Annotated in this window: 16 protein-coding genes; 10 read left to right on the top strand and 6 right to left on the bottom strand. The window is 38.2% G+C overall.

Going from position 1 to position 19292, the window contains the following annotated elements:
* Window positions 1-207 precede the first annotated feature (207 nt).
* On the top strand, window positions 208-1578 hold the full coding sequence (locus OQ268_RS09525; RefSeq protein ID WP_265855887.1) for a dipeptidase: 1371 nt from the start codon (window positions 208-210) through the stop codon (window positions 1576-1578).
* Window positions 1579-1924: 346 nt separating this feature from the next.
* The gene (locus tag OQ268_RS09530; RefSeq protein WP_265855888.1) at window positions 1925-2905 is read left to right on the top strand and encodes a glycoside hydrolase family 43 protein; all 981 of its coding nucleotides are present in this window, start codon (window positions 1925-1927) and stop codon (window positions 2903-2905) included.
* Between the two features lie 49 nt (window positions 2906-2954).
* Here the strand turns inward: OQ268_RS09530 and OQ268_RS09535 are convergent, their stop codons facing one another.
* From OQ268_RS09535 to OQ268_RS09545, 3 genes are all read right to left on the bottom strand, one after another.
* Window positions 2955-4166, bottom strand: coding sequence for an MFS transporter (locus OQ268_RS09535; protein ID WP_265855889.1), 1212 nt, complete (start codon window positions 4164-4166; stop codon window positions 2955-2957).
* Between the two features lie 182 nt (window positions 4167-4348).
* Window positions 4349-5389: an endonuclease/exonuclease/phosphatase family protein gene (locus OQ268_RS09540; protein ID WP_265855890.1), complete on the bottom strand. Its 1041-nt coding sequence runs from the start codon at window positions 5387-5389 to the stop codon at window positions 4349-4351.
* 40 nt (window positions 5390-5429) lie between these two features.
* Window positions 5430-5960 carry an RNA polymerase sigma factor gene (locus OQ268_RS09545; RefSeq protein ID WP_265855891.1) on the bottom strand — a complete coding sequence of 177 codons (531 nt, stop codon included), beginning with the start codon at window positions 5958-5960 and terminating at the stop codon, window positions 5430-5432.
* A 313-nt stretch (window positions 5961-6273) separates the two neighbouring features.
* Between OQ268_RS09545 and OQ268_RS09550 the strand changes: the two genes are divergently transcribed.
* Window positions 6274-6855 carry a peroxiredoxin-like family protein gene (locus OQ268_RS09550; protein ID WP_265855892.1) on the top strand — a complete coding sequence of 194 codons (582 nt, stop codon included), beginning with the start codon at window positions 6274-6276 and terminating at the stop codon, window positions 6853-6855.
* A 79-nt stretch (window positions 6856-6934) separates the two neighbouring features.
* Here the strand turns inward: OQ268_RS09550 and OQ268_RS09555 are convergent, their stop codons facing one another.
* A complete protein-coding gene (locus OQ268_RS09555) occupies window positions 6935-7168 on the bottom strand; it encodes a hypothetical protein (RefSeq protein ID WP_265855893.1) in 234 nt (77 codons plus the stop codon).
* A gap of 275 nt (window positions 7169-7443) precedes the next feature.
* On the opposite strand from OQ268_RS09555, the gene OQ268_RS09560 reads away from it, so the two are divergent.
* A complete protein-coding gene (locus tag OQ268_RS09560) occupies window positions 7444-8307 on the top strand; it encodes a DUF808 domain-containing protein (RefSeq protein WP_265855894.1) in 864 nt (287 codons plus the stop codon).
* 597 nt (window positions 8308-8904) lie between these two features.
* Here OQ268_RS09560 and OQ268_RS09565 read toward each other — a convergent pair.
* Together OQ268_RS09565 and OQ268_RS09570 are read right to left on the bottom strand one after the other, a co-directional pair.
* Window positions 8905-10131, bottom strand: coding sequence for a metallophosphoesterase (locus OQ268_RS09565; protein WP_265855895.1), 1227 nt, complete (start codon window positions 10129-10131; stop codon window positions 8905-8907).
* A gap of 94 nt (window positions 10132-10225) precedes the next feature.
* Entirely contained in the window at window positions 10226-12007 is a 1782-nt protein-coding gene (locus OQ268_RS09570) for an ATP-binding protein (protein WP_265855896.1), read from the bottom strand.
* A 112-nt stretch (window positions 12008-12119) separates the two neighbouring features.
* Here OQ268_RS09570 and OQ268_RS09575 point away from each other — a divergent pair, with 112 nt between their 5' ends.
* From OQ268_RS09575 to cysD, 6 genes are all read left to right on the top strand, one after another.
* Entirely contained in the window at window positions 12120-12569 is a 450-nt protein-coding gene (locus OQ268_RS09575; RefSeq protein ID WP_265855897.1) for an RrF2 family transcriptional regulator, read from the top strand.
* Window positions 12570-12912: 343 nt separating this feature from the next.
* Window positions 12913-14997, top strand: coding sequence for a nitrite reductase (locus OQ268_RS09580; protein WP_265855898.1), 2085 nt, complete (start codon window positions 12913-12915; stop codon window positions 14995-14997).
* 87 nt (window positions 14998-15084) lie between these two features.
* Window positions 15085-15855: a uroporphyrinogen-III C-methyltransferase gene (gene cobA / locus OQ268_RS09585; RefSeq protein ID WP_265855899.1), complete on the top strand. Its 771-nt coding sequence runs from the start codon at window positions 15085-15087 to the stop codon at window positions 15853-15855.
* Window positions 15839-17347 carry a TSUP family transporter gene (locus OQ268_RS09590; RefSeq protein WP_265855900.1) on the top strand — a complete coding sequence of 503 codons (1509 nt, stop codon included), beginning with the start codon at window positions 15839-15841 and terminating at the stop codon, window positions 17345-17347. The genes cobA and OQ268_RS09590 overlap by 17 nt, the downstream gene beginning before the upstream one ends.
* A 2-nt stretch (window positions 17348-17349) precedes the next feature.
* Window positions 17350-18072 carry a phosphoadenylyl-sulfate reductase gene (locus tag OQ268_RS09595; protein ID WP_265855901.1) on the top strand — a complete coding sequence of 241 codons (723 nt, stop codon included), beginning with the start codon at window positions 17350-17352 and terminating at the stop codon, window positions 18070-18072.
* A gap of 198 nt (window positions 18073-18270) precedes the next feature.
* The gene (gene cysD, locus OQ268_RS09600) at window positions 18271-19176 is read left to right on the top strand and encodes a sulfate adenylyltransferase subunit CysD (protein ID WP_265855902.1); all 906 of its coding nucleotides are present in this window, start codon (window positions 18271-18273) and stop codon (window positions 19174-19176) included.
* Window positions 19177-19292 lie beyond the last annotated feature (116 nt).

A 19292-nucleotide genomic window follows, 5' to 3' on the forward strand; every position in this document is an offset into this window, starting at 1 on the left:
ATTCCGCAATTTACAAAAAAAAGTAATTAATATCAGGTGCCTAAATTGGTTTGTTTGTAAAGATTTTAATGCGTTTATGCACCAGTTCCGTGACCTAGTAATTAGAGATTTTAACTACGCGTTTGTTTAGTTATAATTAACATCGCACTTGTTTTGAGTTGATTTGGTTAGCTGTAAAACCCTATATTTGCCTAAATTCATTTCGATATGCAAGAGATTAAAAATTATGTAGAAACGCACAAACAACGCTTTTTAGACGAGTTATTTGCGCTTTTGCGGTTTCCTTCGGTTAGTGCCGACCCTAAATATAAAGAGGATGTTTTAAAAACTGCTGATTATGTAGCTCAGAAATTGAGAGATGCTGGTGCAGATGCGGTAGAAATATGCGAAACCGCAGGATACCCTATAGTATACGGTGAAAAAATTATAGATAGTGCCTTACCAACTGTGCTAATATATGGTCATTATGATGTGCAACCTGCAGATCCGCTCGAGTTATGGCACACACCTCCATTTGAACCAACTGTGCGTGATGGAAAAATTTATGCCCGCGGTGCTTGCGATGATAAAGGCCAGTTTTACATGCACGTTAAGGCTTTCGAATTGATGATGCAAACCAATACCTTAGCGTGCAACGTTAAGTTTATGATTGAAGGTGAAGAGGAGGTAGGTTCTGCCAACCTTGGCATTTTCGTTAAAGAAAATGCAGCCCGATTGAAAGCCGACGTAGTGCTCATTTCTGATACTTCTATGATTAGTATGGAAGATCCATCTATAGAAACTGGTTTGCGTGGTTTGGCTTACATGGAAGTTGAAGTTGTTGGCCCAAATAGAGACCTGCACTCTGGCGTATACGGTGGTGCGGTGGCTAACCCCGCCACAATATTGTGTAAAATGATTGCATCATTACACGATGAGAATAATCACATCACTATTCCTGCTTTTTACGATAAAGTAATTGAGCTTTCTGATGAAGAGAAGAAAGCGCTTAATTCTGCTCCTTACGATGAAGCAGCCTATAAAGATGATTTGGCAATTGATGAGGTGTGGGGAGAAAAAGGATACTCTACACTAGAGCGCACCGGTACCCGCCCAACATTAGAAGTAAATGGTATTTGGAGTGGTTATATTGGAGAAGGTGCTAAAACTGTGTTGCCAAGCAAAGCAAATGCAAAAATTTCGATGCGCTTGGTTCCAAATCAAAGCTCTGAAGAAATTGCAGAGATATTTACCAAACACTTTGAAAGTATAGCACCTAAAAATGTTAAGGTGAAAGTTACCCCGCACCATGGTGGCGAGCCCGTTGTTACCCCAACTGATAGCATTGCTTACCGTGCGGCAGAAAAAGCAATTGAAGACAGTTTCGGTAAAAAAGCGATTCCTACACGTGGAGGAGGCAGCATTCCGATTGTGGCCTTATTTGAAGATGTATTGGGAATTAAATCCGTGCTATTTGGTTTCGGTTTAGATAGCGATGCATTGCACTCGCCAAACGAAAAGTACGACATATATAACTATTACAAAGGAATTGAAACACTGCCTTTGTTTCATAAGTATTTCGCAGAGTTGAGCAAGTAAGCAACAACCCAATACGATAAAAATGCATTGTCTCGATTTGGCTCAACCAAATCGAGACTTTTTTTGTTTGAAACAGCGGCGATGTGTTTAGTTTACACCGAAGCTTTTGGCGCTGGGGTCCGTTGCTATATGCTATATCCTGGCCAACTAAACCCGACCTTAGTGAAATGCTCCCCGGCATTTTCGTGGCTATTTCGTCTTTAGCAGTTACTGCGATACCGCACTGCATGCCGGGAGCAGAAACGGGGGCGGGGCCACAGCAAGCGATGCTGCATGGGTAGTGCTTTCCAAAAAATAAAATCGCCCAGCCTGGCTAATGCATCATAATTTTTTATAAATTGGGGGCATGAAATATGTATTATCTTCTCTTATGCTTTTGGCCGGAATTAGTTCTTTTGGCCAAACTACTAAAACGATTAAGGAATCTGGAAATCCGATCTTTCAGGGTTGGTATGCAGATCCTGATGCTGCTATTTTTAACAATAAATATTGGGTTTATCCAACTTATTCTGCTAAGTATCGCGAACAGGTTTTTTTAGATGCATTTTCTTCTGATGATTTGGTGAAATGGAAGAAACATGACCATATTTTGGATACTGCAGCAGTAAAATGGGCAAATAAGGCCATGTGGGCACCGGCAATTGTACAAAAAGATAAGAAGTATTACTTGTTTTTCGGTGCTAATGACATTCAAAGCGACAAAGAAGTTGGCGGCATTGGGGTTGCAGTAGCCGATAAACCCGAAGGCCCATATAAAGATTATTTAGGGAAGCCACTGGTTGATAAATTTCATAATGGTGCACAACCCATAGATCAATTTGTTTTTAAAGATAAAGACGGGCAGTATTACCTTATTTATGGTGGCTGGAAGCATTGTAATATTGCAAAACTAAACCAAGATTTTAGCGGCTTTGTACCATTTGAAGACGGAACGATTTTTAAAGAGATTACCCCTGATAATTATGTGGAAGGGCCTTATATGTTTATTAGAGACGGTAAATACTATTTTATGTGGAGCGAAGGTGGCTGGACCGGACCTGATTATTCGGTAGCTTATGCTGTTGGCGATTCGCCTTTTGGTCCGTTCAAAAGGGTTGGGAAAATCTTGAAACAAGATCCGAAGATTGCTACTGGCGCTGGTCATCACTCGGTTATTATTAATGAAAAGAAAGGTGCTTACTATATTGTATACCACCGCAGGCCTTTAACAGAAACAGATGGTAATCACCGTGTTACCTGTATTGATGAGATGAAGTTCGATGCTGATGGCATGATTCTGCCAGTTAAAATTACCAATGAAGGTGTTAAAGCCCAGAAAGTAAAATAAATTTTTGTTTCAGTTTTTGGCAAGTGGCCAAAAACTGAAATATTTAGCTTTAGGGACTTAGCTCTTCTTTGTTAAGAACGCTGAAACCATACGCACAAAGGAGCAACATACAGGCTAAACCAAACCAAAGCCAATTGTAACCAACCTGTTCGGCAATAAAAAAACCAGCTAATGGCCCAATTAATTGTGCGCAGCTCCAGCTTATGGTATAGCCTGCCGCATACAAACCTCTATTGTGCTCGTTACTTCTACTTATTACGATTGTATTGATGAAGGGAAGCACAAACATTTCCCCAATGGTGAAGATAACGATTGTGAAAACCGCCATAATGATGTGAAATGAAAATGGAGCACTTAGCAATAGGTAAGAAACAGCGAAAAAGGCTGAGCCAACAATGATGTAAAACATTGGCGATTTCCGGTGTTCTAACTTATTTACCAAAATCATTTCAAACAGTGCGATAATGGCGCCATTAATACCAATAATTAACCCTATGGCATATTCATTTATATGCCACTCTTTTTTGAAAAATACAGGTACTACTCTAAACATTAAAAACGCACAAGTGATGAAAAGGGTGGTTAAAAGAATAAATTTCATGTAGAAAGCATCTTGCCAGGGTTTTGAGACCACCATGGTGCGTTTGAGTTGAATGTCATTTCTACCGAAATTTTTCACTTGCGGAAGGAGCAATAGAATAGCCATGCCTACCAAAATACTTACAGAGCCTTCTACGATAAATAGCAGCGGGTAATTAATCGAGGCAATTATACCTGCTACGCTAATGCCGGCAGACCACCCGATGTTAACCGCTAATCTATTTAATGAATAGGAACGGGTTAGTGTACCTTCTTTGGCATAATGTGCTACCGCAGTAAAATTTGCTGGGCGAAATGCCTCTGAGAAGAAACTGATTACTACGGCCAATATACACAGCGTTGGAAAATGCGTGATGGTGGAAAATAAAATAAAAAATAAGCCGCCGATTATTGAAGATAGGATTTGAACAGGTCTGAACCCGATAATATCCGTCAATTGGCCACCTGTCGCCGATCCGAAAATAGATCCGACGCCGAACAGGGCTATGATGAATCCTGCTTCGATGTCTGACCTATGCAGGCTTTGGGTAACGTATAATCCCATAAAGGGGACCGCCATACTTCCAAACCTATTAAACATCATTACCAAACTTAAGAGCCAGGTTTCTTTGCTTAAACCGCTAAAAGCGGCTTTATAGGTGTTGAAAATAAGTTTTAGCATATTGTGTTTGGTAGGCGAAAATACTGATAATTTATTTTTCTAATGGAGCAAGTGTGAGAAGTTTTGCTGTTTCCCCATTCGGCACGCCATCAATCCGCTAACGCTAGAGCCATTAACTCCTTGCGTTATGTATTATGAACAAATAATACAGACAGAACAACCTATTGTAGGACAACAATCTCTTAAGCATTTATCTTTTCTTCAGCCAGTTCTTTTTCCGCTTCGGTAGGTTGTAATACCTCGTTTTGATTTTTTATTTGCGGAGCATAAACCAAATCTACACACATAGGAAAGTGATCTGAACCACAGCTATTTAACCTTTTGATGGAACTAAGTGCAAAATCTCTGGAACAAAAAATATGATCAAGCGGAAAGCGTAGGAAAAAATATTTGGCATTAAAGCTGTTAAAAAACCCTCTTCCACGGCGTGGGTCCAGCAATCCGCTTATTTTTCCAAACAAATCGGTGGTGTAACTCCAGGCCACATCATTTAAGTCGCCCATTACAATAACCGGTATTTTACTCTCTTTGGCCTTCTCTCCAATCATTAAAATCTCTTTGTCTCTTTCAGTAGATCTGGGGTTTTCTTGAGGTACAGGTGGTTGTGGGTGGAGGCAGAAAATTTTTACTAGCGTGCCAGATGGTAATGTTACTTCTGCTTCAATAGATGGAATATCCTTTTCGACTAAAAACTTTATTTCGCCATCGAGCTTTAGCCTGCTATAGAGCAACATGCCATAGGTATTGTCTAGCGGTGCCTTTAATTGATGAGGATAATCAGTGCCAATAATGTCGATTTTTTTTTGCCACCAATTGTCGGTCTCTACAAGTAAAATAACATCAGGTTTACATTCTGCTATAACTTTTAGGTAATCTTTGTAGCGCCTATTCTCCTGATAAACATTGGCGATTAACAATTTCAGGTTATTGTCTCCCTGTAAATTATTACTGGTTACAATTTGTTTCCTGCTAAAGATGGTATATGGAAATATTAAATAGGATAGGTAGATCAAATTAATTAACAACGCTGCAAATAAAATCTGATCTGGAAGGGTAGCCGGAAAATAAAAAAAAGCTATTGCAATACCGAGAGTTAGGTTTAAGAAAAGCTTTTGTAACCGTGGATATTCGAATACCCTGAAAATCCAGAAATCGTGCCTGATAAACGGAATTAGAGTAGTAGCAATAAGGAAAATACCCAGATAAAAAAGAACCTGTTGCATGTGTAAATAAGTTAGGCGTGTAGGTTCTTAAAATATGATTTTATGCTACGCCGGTTTTGTAATTATATTTAGCGTAGCTTTTAAGATAGTCTTTAAGCAGGGTTCTAGCAACGTGAATACGCGTTTTTACAGTGCCGATGGGGATATTAAGTTCTTCCGCAATCTCGTGGTATTTATATCCTTCGAAAAAACTGATAAAGGGTTTAGCGTAACTTTCTGGCAAAGTGTCTATCGCTTTCCTGATATCCTTCATGATGAACGTTCCTTCAGCCTCATTGCGGCTAGCACTGTAACTTAAATCTACAGAACTTATTTCATCATTCTGGGTAATGAGCGCATTTGCTTTAGTTTTCTTTCTATAATTATTAATGAAAGTGTTTTTGAGAATAGTGAAAAGCCATGCTTTAAGATTACTGCCAGGTTCGAATTGTGCGTAATACTTGATTGCCTTCATCATCGTATCCTGAATCAAATCATTAGCATCCTCGTTGTCATTGGTATATCGCATAGCAAATTGGCGAAGTAATGGAGTAAGAGCTGATGCTTGCTGGCTAAATTCAGATTGAGTCATAGAAGTTTGTTTTAGTATTTCTAATTTCTTATCAAAATGAATACCAAAGTCTATTTCTTGAAGCCAATATAACTGATAAGGCCATTTCATAGCTAAACTTCGAAATTAGATTATATGATGTGTGATAAAACAGCCACCTAATGAACTGAATAGCGCACAATAGAAAAATACGCTACTTTATATAGCGCTTGAATATTAATTTAAAAAAAGATGTAAGGATTTTATACTTTGCCCGACTAAATGAAAAACGTGCCAGTTCTGGCGTCTTAAATCACCTTAGTACAACAAATTAACTTTAAAAATTTAAAAAGCAATGAAGCAAATTTTAATTATCCTGGTATTAACAAGCATCTTAGGATTAAATGTTAGCGCTCAGAAAGGCCTTGCTGCCGGAGCAAAGGCACCAACATTCATGGGCGTAGATCAAAATGGTAACAAGATCGACTTACAAAACATCCTTAAAAAGCACCAATCTGTTGTGTTATTTTTTTACCGTGGACAATGGTGTCCTTATTGTAATAAGCAGATAAAGGAGTTGCAAGATTCGTTACAATTACTAACAGCTAAAAATGCCTATGTAATTGGTGTTACACCAGAAACTGCCGATAATATTGCTAAGACTATTAAAAAAACAAAAGCAGGTTTTTCCATCATCCAAGATAAGGATGATGAGATTATGAAGGCCTATGGCGTAAATTTTATGATGGATGACGCTACATTTGCTAAATATAAAGGCTTCGGCGTAGATCTGGAAATGAATAATGGGAACACCAGACATACACTTCCAGTGCCTGCTACCTATATTATTGATAGATCGGGAAAAATTAAATTTGTTTACTTTGATCCTAATTATAAGAAAAGAGCATCGATTAGTAACATCCTCACCCAGCTATAAAGCCTAACTTGAAAGGAATACAAAAAAAAATAGCACCCTGGTTGGGGTGCTATTTTTTTTGAACTTAATTGCTAGGCAATTATGATCTTAGGCTATCAAAGATACCAGCTAAGCTGCCACCAATGTTATTTCCTAATGAGAACGAGGTACTGCTGGACTCATCTCCATCCTGTGAAGAATTAGAGAATGATAACAGATTGCCAATATTCAGCGCACCGCCCAAACCACCAGAGCTTGCAGAATCATTGTTACCAAAAATTCCACCACCGTTAATTTCTTTCATTTCGTTTAAATTCAATTCTTGCATTTTCATAATTTCAAGTTTTAAATGTTGCCTACTCTGTTATAGATTTTCAGCTTCTTCTGTTGAGGTTTTACCCTTCGTTTAGATAATAAACGCAAAAACTAAAGGTTCGGGTTTTCCTAAATCGATTTATAACACTCTTTTATAGAATATTTTAAAGCCTGATGTTGTGTGAACTAGATAAAACCTGTCTGAATCCACTAAATTCACATATGCAGTTGTTTAAATTTTTAGCTGATCTTTGAATTTGAATTTATATTTTGCATTCCTTTTAATAAGAATATATGGCTTCAGGTTTTTTTGCGATTTTAGATGATATAGGTGCCTTAATGGATGATGTGGCTGTTACCGCTAAGTTGGCCACAAAGAAAACTGCTGGTATTTTAGGTGATGATTTAGCTGTTAATGCAGAAAAAGCGACTGGCTTCCTTTCTTCGAGAGAGCTACCGGTATTGTGGGCCATTACAAAAGGCTCTTTAATCAATAAGATTATTATAGTTCCGATTGCCCTTCTATTGAATGCTTTCTTTCCCGTTGCTATAAAATTCGTGCTAATTTTGGGCGGGCTCTATTTGGCCTATGAAGGAGTAGAGAAGATTGTAGAATATTTTTTCCCCCATCCGGCACACGAAACCACTGGTCAGGCAGTTGTGCAAAGCGATGAAGATGCGGAAAAAGCAAAGATAAAATCAGCAATCACTACAGATTTTATTCTTTCTGTAGAAATTGTAATAATCGCTTTGGGAACGGTATTGGACGAAACATTAGCATTACAAATTTTCACAGTTTCGATAGTTGCCATTCTAGCCACCATAGGCGTCTATGGAATTGTAGCACTAATTGTTAGGATGGATGATGCTGGATATAAACTGATAAAAGGTACAAAAGATAAAGGTTTTTTTGCTAAGATAGGCCACCTGTTAATTAAATCGCTTCCTGTAATTATCAAGATTCTTAGTATAGCAGGTACTGTAGCTTTAATATTGGTTTCTGGCGGCATATTCTCGCATAATATTGAATACGTTCATCATCTCTTTCCGAGCGTACCGTCAACAATTAAGGAATTCGGATTGGGTTTAGTTGCTGGTTTAATCATGGTAGGACTTATTATGGGCGTAAAGAAAATCATTTCTTTAATTAAGAAATAGTTTTCTAATTTGATAAGTGTATAAATTGAGGTGCTTTACCTGTATAATGCGCACAATTATGAACAGCTGTATAATAAGCAGATCTAGATTCTATTTTTTGTGAACTACATGCGGTAAAGCCATTCCAGATGCGGAAACTGCATCGAAGAAAATTCATCAGTATAAAGCGTACTTGCTTAGAATTACGACATTTGGTTGTTGTGAATTTTGCAATTGTTATATAGAGCGCCTGCGATAGTTATTAAGGTTGTTCAATTTCTGCGGATGCAGGGTAGGGTTAGTGGAGATTGGTTTGTTGCCTCTTTAATTGAAGAACGGGGAATAACCTTGCGGCTTTTCCCCGATTCTAAATTAACGCTCCTTAAACGAATATATCACTATCATCATTGCTTTCCAAAACTCAAAATTTCCAAAGAATTTAAACTAAATATTTGAGATTAAATAGCACTCTTATCGTAGAAAATGTGTGCATTTTGCTGCGAATAGTTGTAAGGCAAGACGAATGCACCACCAATGCAATAAATTTAAATCTGTTTAGCATTTTTTATGTTTGATCACAGTTAATTTTTCAATATCAACCGACGAGTATTTGAAAAACTAAGGTTTAATGCTTTTTTTTAGTTCGATCACAGTAATCTCTGGCCAAATCCCAATCCTCCCAGAAAAACCTATGAATCCAAATCCCCTGTTTACGTTAAGGTATCTGCCATTTTCCATTTTTATACCCGCCCAGTGCTTGTATCTATACTTTACCGGACTCCATTTAATACCAAAAGCTTCAATTCCAAACTGCATGCCATGGGTATGACCTGCCAATGAGAGATGTACCTTATTTGGGTGATTTTTTACTTGTGCTTCCCAATGAGATGGATCATGCGACAATAAAATTTTAAAATCGTCTATAGCAGTCCCACTCAAAGCTTTCGCGAGATCGCCACGTTCACCAAAACCGAGGCCCCAATTTTCAATTCCGGCTAGAATAATTTTTTGTCCATCTTTCTCTATTTCTACATGTTCATCTAGTAGCAACCTAAATCCTAGCTGATGATGATATGCTTTGAGTTTGTTCAAATTTTCAATTTTTGCCCCATCACTCGGCCATTTGATATAGTCGCCATAATCATGATTTCCCAGTATTGAATACTTACCAAACCTGGCATTAATCTGCGAGAAGTGATTGATATACGGAACAATCTCCTTCGCTTCGTTGTTAACGAGGTCACCGGTAAAAACAAACAAATCGCTTTTTTGCTCATTAATCAGGTCAATACCTTTTTGTACTAACTTAGGTTTAGTAAAACTACCTGCATGCACATCAGAGATCTGGGTTAGCGTGAAACCATCAAAATTGGTTGGTAGATCATCAAAGTACAAGGTATGTTTTATTGTACGGTATGCATATTTACCTTTGATGATTCCGAAAATAAATACGGCTAAAGTGAGGCAAAACATTATAAATGCGAAATTTACCCAATAGAAACTCCGTGCCGGTAGTTCATATCCTGTAGCGCCAAAAATTGTAATAAGTGAGATGAGCATTCGGTACACATCGCCTATGAGTAAGAAAGAAGCAAAAACAATTTCGCCAACCAATACAATTAAGAAAGCGTGAGCTACAATTACAAAAAAAAGATTGGTTCTTGATTTTGTGCCGAATATGGCATAAATTAAAGCGCCGGTGAGCAAGTTAATACCGAGCCAAAATGCCTTAACGAAACCATGAACAGGTGCAACCAGTTGGAGCCCAGAAATTACGTAAGCATTTAAAGCAAAAAATATTAAAGTTACAAAGAGGAATGGCAATAAATTTAGTTTTCTTTTCATTTGAAATCACTAACCCGTTAGCAGCAAAAGTAACCTATAAAAGAACAGTATGTTAGCTTTGCTTACAAATGCCTAAATTTTTACCAAAAGTTGATTAAGAGAAAGATGCACTTTTTGTCCATTTGATCATTACGGTACGCAAATCATCAAGCGTAAAGGGTTTTGCCAGGAAATCTTTCATCCCAGCTTTCAGACATTCATCTTTGTCATTCTGCATCGCATTTGCGCTGCAACCAATAATAATGGGGGGCATGACATCCGTTTCGGTATACAGAGACAAAATTTCTTTTGTAGCAGTTACGCCATCCATTTGAGGCATTTGCATATCCATTAGAATAATATTGAAATGTTGTTCCTTGGCTTTCTGGAAAGCTTCAATACCATCATTTGCTATCGTATTCTTATATCCGGATTTTTGCAACATCTTGGAGGTGATGATTTGATTGAACACATTATCTTCAGCAACTAAAATATTCATTCCAGCCACAGGTAAGGCTGTCTGCGGATGGACAAAACTTTTTTCTTTATCTATCACATTCGAAAAGTATGGCTCTACCGGAACATTAAAAGTAAATTCGGTGCCACTATGGTATTCGCTTACCGCAGAGATGTTCCCATTCATCATTTCAGCAAGTTTTCTGCAGATAACCAAACCTAAACCTACACCGCCCACTTTTCGCGTAGCAGAAGGGTTTATCTGCGAAAAAGGCTGGAAAAGTTTTTCCATATCATCATTGGCAATTCCGATCCCAGTATCTTTAATGGCACTCACAAGATTGGTTTTGCCGTCAATTATCAAGTATTTTACCGAGAGCGTTACACAGCCGCGATCGGTAAATTTAATGGCATTACTCAAAATGTTTATGATGATTTGCTTATATCTAATTTCATCAGTGATAATGATTTCCGGAACATCTTCACTTACCTCGATGTTTAACTGAATATTTTTGGTAGTAAAAATAGGCTTAACTATATTTTCCGCAGCGGTAATAGAATCCCTAATATTAAAAGGATGATTGTGGATTTCCATTTTATTAGCTTCGATTCGAGATAGATCAAGCAAATCATTCACAATATCAATCATGATACTGTTACTTGCTTGTAGGGTATTCAATAGCTCGGTTTGCTCGGTATCTAAACGGGTCAGCTTAAGTAATTCAGAAGCTCCCGTAATTCCGTTCAATGGCGTTCTGATTTCATGACTTACATTAGTTAAAAAGGTAGATTTTGCAATGGTTGCTGCTTCAGCTGCTTCTTTTGCGATGATTAATCCTTGTTGAGATGTTTCTAGCCTCTCCTTACTTTTTAAAAGTAAAAATTGCTCATAGTCAGAAATCCTTCTTGAAACAATTAATAGCAAAATCATCATGAATGCAACATTTAAAAACGCCAGTATGAGATCGAAGTGGCGGGCAGATTGTGATGGATAATCTACGACAGCATTTGGAAAAAAATTTTCTACGGTAATGCAGCCCGTTACCGTGGTTAGAAAAAGCACGATAAAAACAATCCTATAGCGTTTGGAGAGCGAAAGAATGGCAACACTGATATAAAAGATTAGAAAAATTGGCGTTGAACCTTCCGAGCCGCCATTTAAAAACCACGCCGGAATCATCGTTACACAATTAAATACGAAATAGCCGAATCTTCCGCTTTCTCTAACTTTATCTTGCAATGCTAGACAATAAAATGTGGCATGCACCGCCATAAAAAAAATTATTGATAAATTGTTTACCCAGGTAAGACCGATAAATATATTACAGATAATACTGATGAGTGAGATGATAATTAAGCACATGCATAAAACAGCAAAGAGCTTAGATTCCACACTTATCTTCCTTGTACTGATTCTTAAAAAAGGAATTTTTTTTACCATTTGACAGAGCTTTAACGATAAAATTAGCAAATATAAACAGATGTTTTGCGGGTAGGGTATGGGTTTTTACCGTATTTTTTATATTACATTCTTTTAGTAGCTTTGTAGAAATATGCTATCTAAGAAAACTAAATATGCCATCAAAGCACTGGTTGCGCTTGGTAAAAACGTAGAGAAACCGCCAATCCAAATCTCTAAGATTGCAGAGGAAGAGCATATACCCAAGAAATTCTTAGAGCAGATTCTTTTAGATTTAAGAAATGCAGGCTTTTTATACAGTAAAAAAGGTGCGGGTGGAGGTTATAGTCTTAATAAAAAACCAGAAGAAATTTTACTCGTTCAGGTAATGCGTGTAACTGATGGGCCAATTGCAATGGTGCCTTGTGCCAGTCTAAATTTCTATCATAAGTGTGATGAATGTGTCGATGAAAAAACCTGTGGGATCAGAAGCGCTTTTATTGATGTAAGGGATGCGACGCTCAAAGTCTTGAGCGAAACAAGCATTGCAGATGTCATCGCCAGAGAAGACACCCTTAAAGTGGGCATTGACAAGCTTTTATAGTTTCTTACAGCAATTCATCCGGCTCAAAATTCTTATTCGTACTAAAGCGCTTTAGCTAAACTGTTTCGCGCATCGCTGGTGCATATTTGTTGATATCTTTTCGAGGTTTTTCCTTTCTTCATTTTATTTGATATCAACTGTCACTCAAGACAAAATTTTTTGTTAAAAATTACTACTATTCCTATATACTTTATATATTTGGGCGATTTATTAGTTTTTTTAAAACTAATCAGACCATCCTCATATTGCTTCATTATTTTTAAGTATATGTAAATGAGGGTATTAATTTTTGTTAAGCAGATGTTCCTCCTTAGAGCTCATTTGTAAAATAAGCTAAAAGCATATGCAAAGTTTTAGAACAGAACTAGAAAATCCAATAGTAGAACAAGATATAATCGACCTGGAGAATAAGATTAAAGCTTTTCGCGATGGAACTATCCATGATGAAAAGTTTAGGAGCTTGCGTTTGGCCCGTGGCGTTTACGGCCAAAGGCAGCCCGGTGTGCAGATGATTAGGATTAAATTGCCTTTTGGAAAAGTAACCTTTAAGCAGCTTCTTCGGATTGCTGATATTGCAGATGAATATGGAAGTGGTAACCTTCATTTAACTACACGTCAGGATATTCAGCTTCATTACGTGAGTTTGGATAAAACTCCAGAACTCTGGGCCAAATTGGAGCAAGATGATATCACACTTCGCGAAGCTTGTGGAAATACAGTACGTAATGTCACCGCTTCGCCAAATTCGGGTATAGATAAAGATGAACCCTTTGATGTATCTCCATATGCACATGCGGTTTTCAAATATTTTCTACGAAACCCTATCTGCCAGGAGATGGGAAGAAAAATTAAAATTTCTTTTTCTTCGAGTGATCAGGATACCGCGTTTAGCTATATTCACGATTTAGGTTTTATTCCCAAGATAAATGAAAATGGCGACCGAGGTTTCAAGGTTATGTTTGCTGGGGGATTGGGTGCGCAGCCTTTCCTAGCCAATGCTATACAGGAGTTTTTGCCAGAAGATCAACTCATTCCATTTACCGAATCGGTTTTACGCGTTTTTGATCGTTATGGAGAGAGAAACAACAGGAATAAGGCAAGGTTAAAATATCTCGTTCAAAAACTAGGCCTAGAAGAAGTTTTACGCTTGGTTGCCGAGGAGCGGATTGCAAATAAGGTAAAAACTTTTAACATCGACAGAACAGCAGTTTCGCAGCCTGTTGCTCCTGAGCAAAAAGAATATGGCCCTGTAGAAGTGTTGAATGAAACACACTATAAGCATTGGATGGCCACGAATGTAGTCGCTCAAAAACAGGAAGGATTTTTTGCCGTATATGTGAAGGTACAGGTTGGAGATATTAAGACGGATAAGGCAAGAGCGTTTGTTGATGCGATAAGACCTTACGTAGCAGACGAAATCAGGGTTACCCAAAATCAGGGATTGCTGTTGAAATTTGTAAGGCAGGAAGCCTTACCGTCGCTTTACAATAGCCTCAATAAAATTGGCTTTACTACTGCTGGTTTTGATAGCTTGGCAGATATTACTACCTGCCCAGGTACAGATACATGCAATTTGGGAATATCAAATTCAATGACCCTAGCCGAAGTGCTTGAAGATGTGATTTACAATGATTTTCCGGAGTTTATATACGAGAAGAACATCAATATCAAAATTAGTGGATGCATGAATTCCTGCGGACAGCATGGTTTAGCAGAGATTGGTTTTCACGGCAGTTCGGTAAAAGCAGATGGTAAGGTGGTACCTGCAGTGCAAGTGATGCTTGGGGGTGGTACCGTTGGAAATGGTGTTGGAAGGGTTGCAGAGCGTGTAATTAAAGTTCCATCTAAACGAGCCACCGGTGTTTTGCATGTTATCTTAAACGACTTTCAAGGAGATAGCGCCGAAAACGAGACCTTCCATCAATATTACGACAGGAAAGGTAAAGATCACTTTTATCAACTCTTAAAGCCTCTTGCTGATTTAACAAATCTAAAGGATGAAGAATTTGTAGACTGGGGCCATGTAGAGCAGTTTGCTACCGCAATTGGTGTAGGCGAATGTGCTGGTGTGGTAATTGACTTGGTTGCTACATTACTACTAGAGGCGGATGAGAAATTTGGTTGGGCAAAGCAAAATTTAGAGAAAGGTGCTTTTGCTGATGCAATTTACCATACCTATAGCACCTTTGTGAGTGCAGCGAAATCATTGTTGCTTGATAAGGGGGTGAATAGCAGTACACAAGTTGGCGTGATCAGGGAGTTTGACAACCACTACGTAGAAACCGGTGAATTTAATTTATCTACAAATTTTTCTGATCTGGTTTTGCAAATCAATAAAAATGAGCCTACTGCAGCATTTGCGAACGCTTATTTTAGCGAGGCGGAGGCTTTTTTAAAGCAGGTTAAATTGAAAAGGGAACGGAATTAAATTGAGAGATAACGAGGGGTTGAGATACTGAATGCACACAATTAGTTGTGTTGTATTTCCTCATCCGAAATCAATATAAAGAAGACAATGATTAATCAACATAAAGAATCTAGAATAACACTCCTTGGTGCTGGTCCTGGCGATCCGGATTTATTAACCTTGAAAGGTGTTAAGGCTTTGCAGGTTGCCGATGTAGTTCTCTATGACGCACTTACAAACGAAGCTTTGCTTTCGCATGCGCCTGCAGATGCCATTAAAGTGTACGTAGGCAAGCGATCGGGCGAACATTCTTATCCGCAGGAAACCATTAACAAACTTATGATTGATTACGCCTTAAACTATGGGCATGTTGTTCGTTTAAAAGGTGGAGATCCTTTTGTCTTTGGCCGAGGATATGAAGAATTGGATTACGCTGCCAATTATAGCATCCCTGTAGAGGTTATTCCAGGGATATCTAGTGCTATCGGTGTACCGGGTTTGCAGCAAATTCCTGTTACTCATCGCGGCTTAAGCGAGAGTTTTTGGGTAATTACCGGAACAACAACTTCAGGTGCTGTTTCTGAAGATATTTATCAGGCTGCCACTTCGAATGCCACAGTTTTAATTTTAATGGGTTTGAAGAAGCTAGATAAAATAGTCGAAATTTTTAAAGCAGCCGGAAGACATCAGTTGCCGGCAGCAGTGATCCAGAATGGTTCTTCGGCAGATGAAAAATTAGTCGTTGGTAAAGTTGCTACTATTGAAAGGTTAGTAGCGCAAGAACAAATTAAAGCTCCTGCACTACTCATTTTCGGCGAGGTGGTTTCTTTGCATCCATCCTTTAAAAACCTTGTTAAACAATATGCAACCATTGCCTAATCAAATTGATGGTGTTCAGCCTCTCGTAGAAAGCGAGAATGGGAATCAGCTTTTTCCAGTTTTTATAAAGCTGAATGAGCTGCGTACACTATTAATCGGTGCGGGAAATATTGGTTTGGAGAAACTTACTGCTATCATTAATAATAGCCACGAGGCTGAAATTAAAATTGTAGCAGAAACTGTTTCGCCAGCAATTATTGATCTGGTTGCAGGGTATCCGCGTATCAAAATCGTTCAGAAGAGCTTCGATATTGCGGATCTGGAAGGGGTAGACATTGTTTTTGCAGCTACAAACAATAACATTTTAAACGAAGAAATTAGAAAGGTTACTCATGAAAAAGGTTTGCTCATTAACGTGGCAGATAAACCTGATTTATGTGATTTTTACCTGGGCTCCATTGTTAAAAAGGGTGATTTAAAAATTGCGATTTCTACCAATGGTAAATCGCCAACAATAGCCAAGCGTTTAAAAGAGATTTTAAATGAAGGGATCCCGAAAGAGTTAGACGAAACGTTGCAGAACATGAGTGCGCTAAGGCTCACTTTGAATGGCGATTTTTCTTCGAAAGTTAAAAAGCTAAACAAAGTAACGCAAAGCTTAATTAACCCAAAGAAAAGTTTCGCCGAACGGCACATTAAGTGGTTAATTTGGCTTGCTGCGGTACTACTTATTGGTGCAATTGGATTTTCTTTGTGGAACAGAGAGCCAGAATTTAAGGCTTTTTTAATAAACATAGATCCATTTTTTTACTGGTTTTTGGGTGCTGGTTTTGCCTTCGCATTAATTGATGGTGCAATTGGGATGTCTTATGGTGTTACAACTGCCTCATTTTCACTGGCTATGGGTTTACCGCCTGCATCAGCCAGTATGGCTATCCACATTTCTGAAGTGATGAGTAACGGAATTGCTGGGTGGATGCATTATAGAATGGGTAATGTAAATTGGAAGTTGTTTAAAATATTAATTATTCCGGCCATTATCGGCGCTGTTTTAGGTGCTTATATTCTATCTTCGTTGGAGCACTACAGTGCATATGTAAAACCAATAGTTGCCTTATATACTTTATTTTTAGGTGGTGTAATTTTAACTAAAGCCTTTAATGTGAAACGAAAAAAGGCCAGCGAAAAAATTAAGAGAATTGGCGCATTAGGATTTGTTGGTGGTTTTATCGATGCTGCATTTGGTGGCGGTTGGGGTTCAATAGTGCTTTCTAGCTTAATTGCTGGAGGCAGGCATCCATTATTTTCGTTAGGCACTGTAAAAATCAGCAGGTTTTTTATTGCAACGCTCAGTTCTTTAACTTTTTTTACCATGTTAGGTGGTAAACACTGGGAAGCCGTTTTGGGTTTAATTATTGGCAGTGCTATTGCTGCACCTATTGCCGCTAAAGTGTCAAACAAAATTTCTGCAAAAACGATTATGGTTGCAGTAGGCGTTATTGTAATGGCTGTAAGTTTGCGGAGTGTAGTAATGTTTATTTTAAAATTTTAACAATGGATTTAACGGAGTTGAACAACCGGTTGCGGGGCTTAGATACAATTGCAAAACTAAAGTATTTGGCAGCTGCTTATGCTGGAAAGACTATCTTCTCTACCAGTTTTGGTTGGGAAGATCAGGCAATAACGCATCTTATTTTTTCTAATAATATTCCAATAAAAGTATTTACCCTCGAAACTGGTCGATTATTTCCTGAAACATACTATGTTTGGAATCGGACGTTGGAGGTATATGATAAGCCAATTGCTGCTTACTATCCCAAACATGAGCTTTTAGAGGAAATGGTAGATAAAAAAGGTCCAAACAGCTTTTACGAATCTGTTGAGAATAGAAAGGAATGTTGTTATATCCGCAAGATTGAGCCATTAAAACGGGCGCTTCAGGGTAATCAAATTTGGATAACTGGAATTAGGGCCGAGCAAAGTGCAAATAGAGAAGACATGCATGACTTAGAATGGGATGAAGGTAACCAGCTCATTAAATTTCATCCTATTTTTGATTGGTCATTGGATCAGGTGAAAGATTTTATTAGAGACAATAATATTGTTTATAATACTTTACACGATAAAGGTTTCCCGAGTATAGGTTGCGCACCGTGTACCCGAGCCGTTCAACCTGGCGAAGATTTTAGAGCTGGAAGATGGTGGTGGGAAGACCAAAGCAAAAAGGAATGTGGCTTGCATCATACAGAAGAAAAGATTGTGGCAAGCAAGGAATAGTTTACCACTACAATAAGTAAAATAAACCCGATAGCAGTGGAAAGTTTTGAAGGCTGAGCTTGTCGAAGACCAAAACTTGTAACGGATAGCGGGACAGAAGTAACGGAAAAGCTGATGTCAGTGCTTTTCAAATAAGAATAGGAAGCGTGGCTTTTAACCTTAACACATTTCCATTTTAAAACATTACAACATTTACAAATGAGTGAATACAATTTTGATTATTTAGATGAACTAGAGGCCGAGGCTATTCACATTTTACGTGAGGTTGCAGGACAATTTGAAAAGCCCGCCCTGCTTTTTTCTGGTGGAAAAGATTCCATTACTCTAGTTCGCTTGGCCGAAAAGGCGTTTCGTCCGGGTAAATTCCCATTTCCACTAGTGCATATAGATACAGGCCACAATTTTCAGGAAACGATTGATTACCGTGATAAAATGGTAGAAAGAATTGGCGAAAGGCTTATAATTGGCTCTGTTCAAGAATCTATTGACCTAGGCAAGGTAGTAGAGCAGACCGGTAAAAATGCTAGTAGAAATGCATTACAAACCGTTACGCTTCTAGATACCATTGCCCAGTATGAGTTTGATGCCTGTATTGGTGGTGCTAGAAGAGATGAAGAAAAAGCACGTGCAAAGGAGCGTATTTTTTCCGTTCGGGATGAGTTTGGACAGTGGGATCCAAAACGCCAGCGCCCAGAACTTTGGAATATCTATAATGGCAAAATCCATAAGGGTGAAAATGTAAGGATTTTCCCTATTAGCAATTGGACAGAGCTTGATGTGTGGAATTATATTCGTAGGGAAAATATCGAACTACCAAGTATTTATTTTTCTCATGAAAGGGATGTGATTACCAGAAATGGGCAATTGATGGCTGCATCTCCTTTTTTAAATATGGATGATGAAGATGTAGTGTTTCGCAAACAAGTTCGTTTCCGCACTGTCGGCGATATGTCTTGCACGGCTGCGGTAGAATCTGAAGCAACGCTGATCGATGACATCATTTCAGAGATCAGTTCATCAAAAATTTCTGAACGTGGTGCACGTATGGACGATAAGGTTTCTGAAGCGGCTATGGAAGATAGGAAAAAAGGGGGATATTTTTAAAAAAGATTTGAGTATTTAGATGTGAGATTTTAGAACCTTGCATCATCCAAATCAAATAAAGTAATTATTATTGAAGTTATCGAATGATGCAATCTCATGTCTCAAGTCTAACTTCA

The sequence above is a fragment of the Pedobacter sandarakinus genome (genome assembly GCF_026240095.1).
Lineage (GTDB): Bacteria > Bacteroidota > Bacteroidia > Sphingobacteriales > Sphingobacteriaceae > Pedobacter > Pedobacter sandarakinus.

Excerpts from the sequence above, each read along its gene's own strand:
- OQ268_RS09580 (WP_265855898.1), top strand. The coding sequence starts at position 12,913 with ATGCAAAGTTTTAGAACAGAACTAGAAAATCCAATAGTAGAACAAGAT.
- OQ268_RS09590 (WP_265855900.1), top strand. The coding sequence starts at position 15,839 with ATGCAACCATTGCCTAATCAAATTGATGGTGTTCAGCCTCTCGTAGAA.
- OQ268_RS09540 (WP_265855890.1), bottom strand. The coding sequence starts at position 5,389 with ATGCAACAGGTTCTTTTTTATCTGGGTATTTTCCTTATTGCTACTACT.
- OQ268_RS09560 (WP_265855894.1), top strand. The coding sequence starts at position 7,444 with ATGGCTTCAGGTTTTTTTGCGATTTTAGATGATATAGGTGCCTTAATG.
- OQ268_RS09550 (WP_265855892.1), top strand. The coding sequence starts at position 6,274 with ATGAAGCAAATTTTAATTATCCTGGTATTAACAAGCATCTTAGGATTA.
- OQ268_RS09545 (WP_265855891.1), bottom strand. The coding sequence starts at position 5,960 with ATGACTCAATCTGAATTTAGCCAGCAAGCATCAGCTCTTACTCCATTA.
- OQ268_RS09555 (WP_265855893.1), bottom strand. The coding sequence starts at position 7,168 with ATGAAAATGCAAGAATTGAATTTAAACGAAATGAAAGAAATTAACGGT.
- cobA (WP_265855899.1), top strand. The coding sequence starts at position 15,085 with ATGATTAATCAACATAAAGAATCTAGAATAACACTCCTTGGTGCTGGT.
- OQ268_RS09595 (WP_265855901.1), top strand. The coding sequence starts at position 17,350 with ATGGATTTAACGGAGTTGAACAACCGGTTGCGGGGCTTAGATACAATT.
- OQ268_RS09565 (WP_265855895.1), bottom strand. The coding sequence starts at position 10,131 with ATGAAAAGAAAACTAAATTTATTGCCATTCCTCTTTGTAACTTTAATA.
- OQ268_RS09575 (WP_265855897.1), top strand. The coding sequence starts at position 12,120 with ATGCTATCTAAGAAAACTAAATATGCCATCAAAGCACTGGTTGCGCTT.
- OQ268_RS09535 (WP_265855889.1), bottom strand. The coding sequence starts at position 4,166 with ATGCTAAAACTTATTTTCAACACCTATAAAGCCGCTTTTAGCGGTTTA.
- OQ268_RS09525 (WP_265855887.1), top strand. The coding sequence starts at position 208 with ATGCAAGAGATTAAAAATTATGTAGAAACGCACAAACAACGCTTTTTA.
- OQ268_RS09570 (WP_265855896.1), bottom strand. The coding sequence starts at position 12,007 with ATGGTAAAAAAAATTCCTTTTTTAAGAATCAGTACAAGGAAGATAAGT.
- cysD (WP_265855902.1), top strand. The coding sequence starts at position 18,271 with ATGAGTGAATACAATTTTGATTATTTAGATGAACTAGAGGCCGAGGCT.
- OQ268_RS09530 (WP_265855888.1), top strand. The coding sequence starts at position 1,925 with ATGAAATATGTATTATCTTCTCTTATGCTTTTGGCCGGAATTAGTTCT.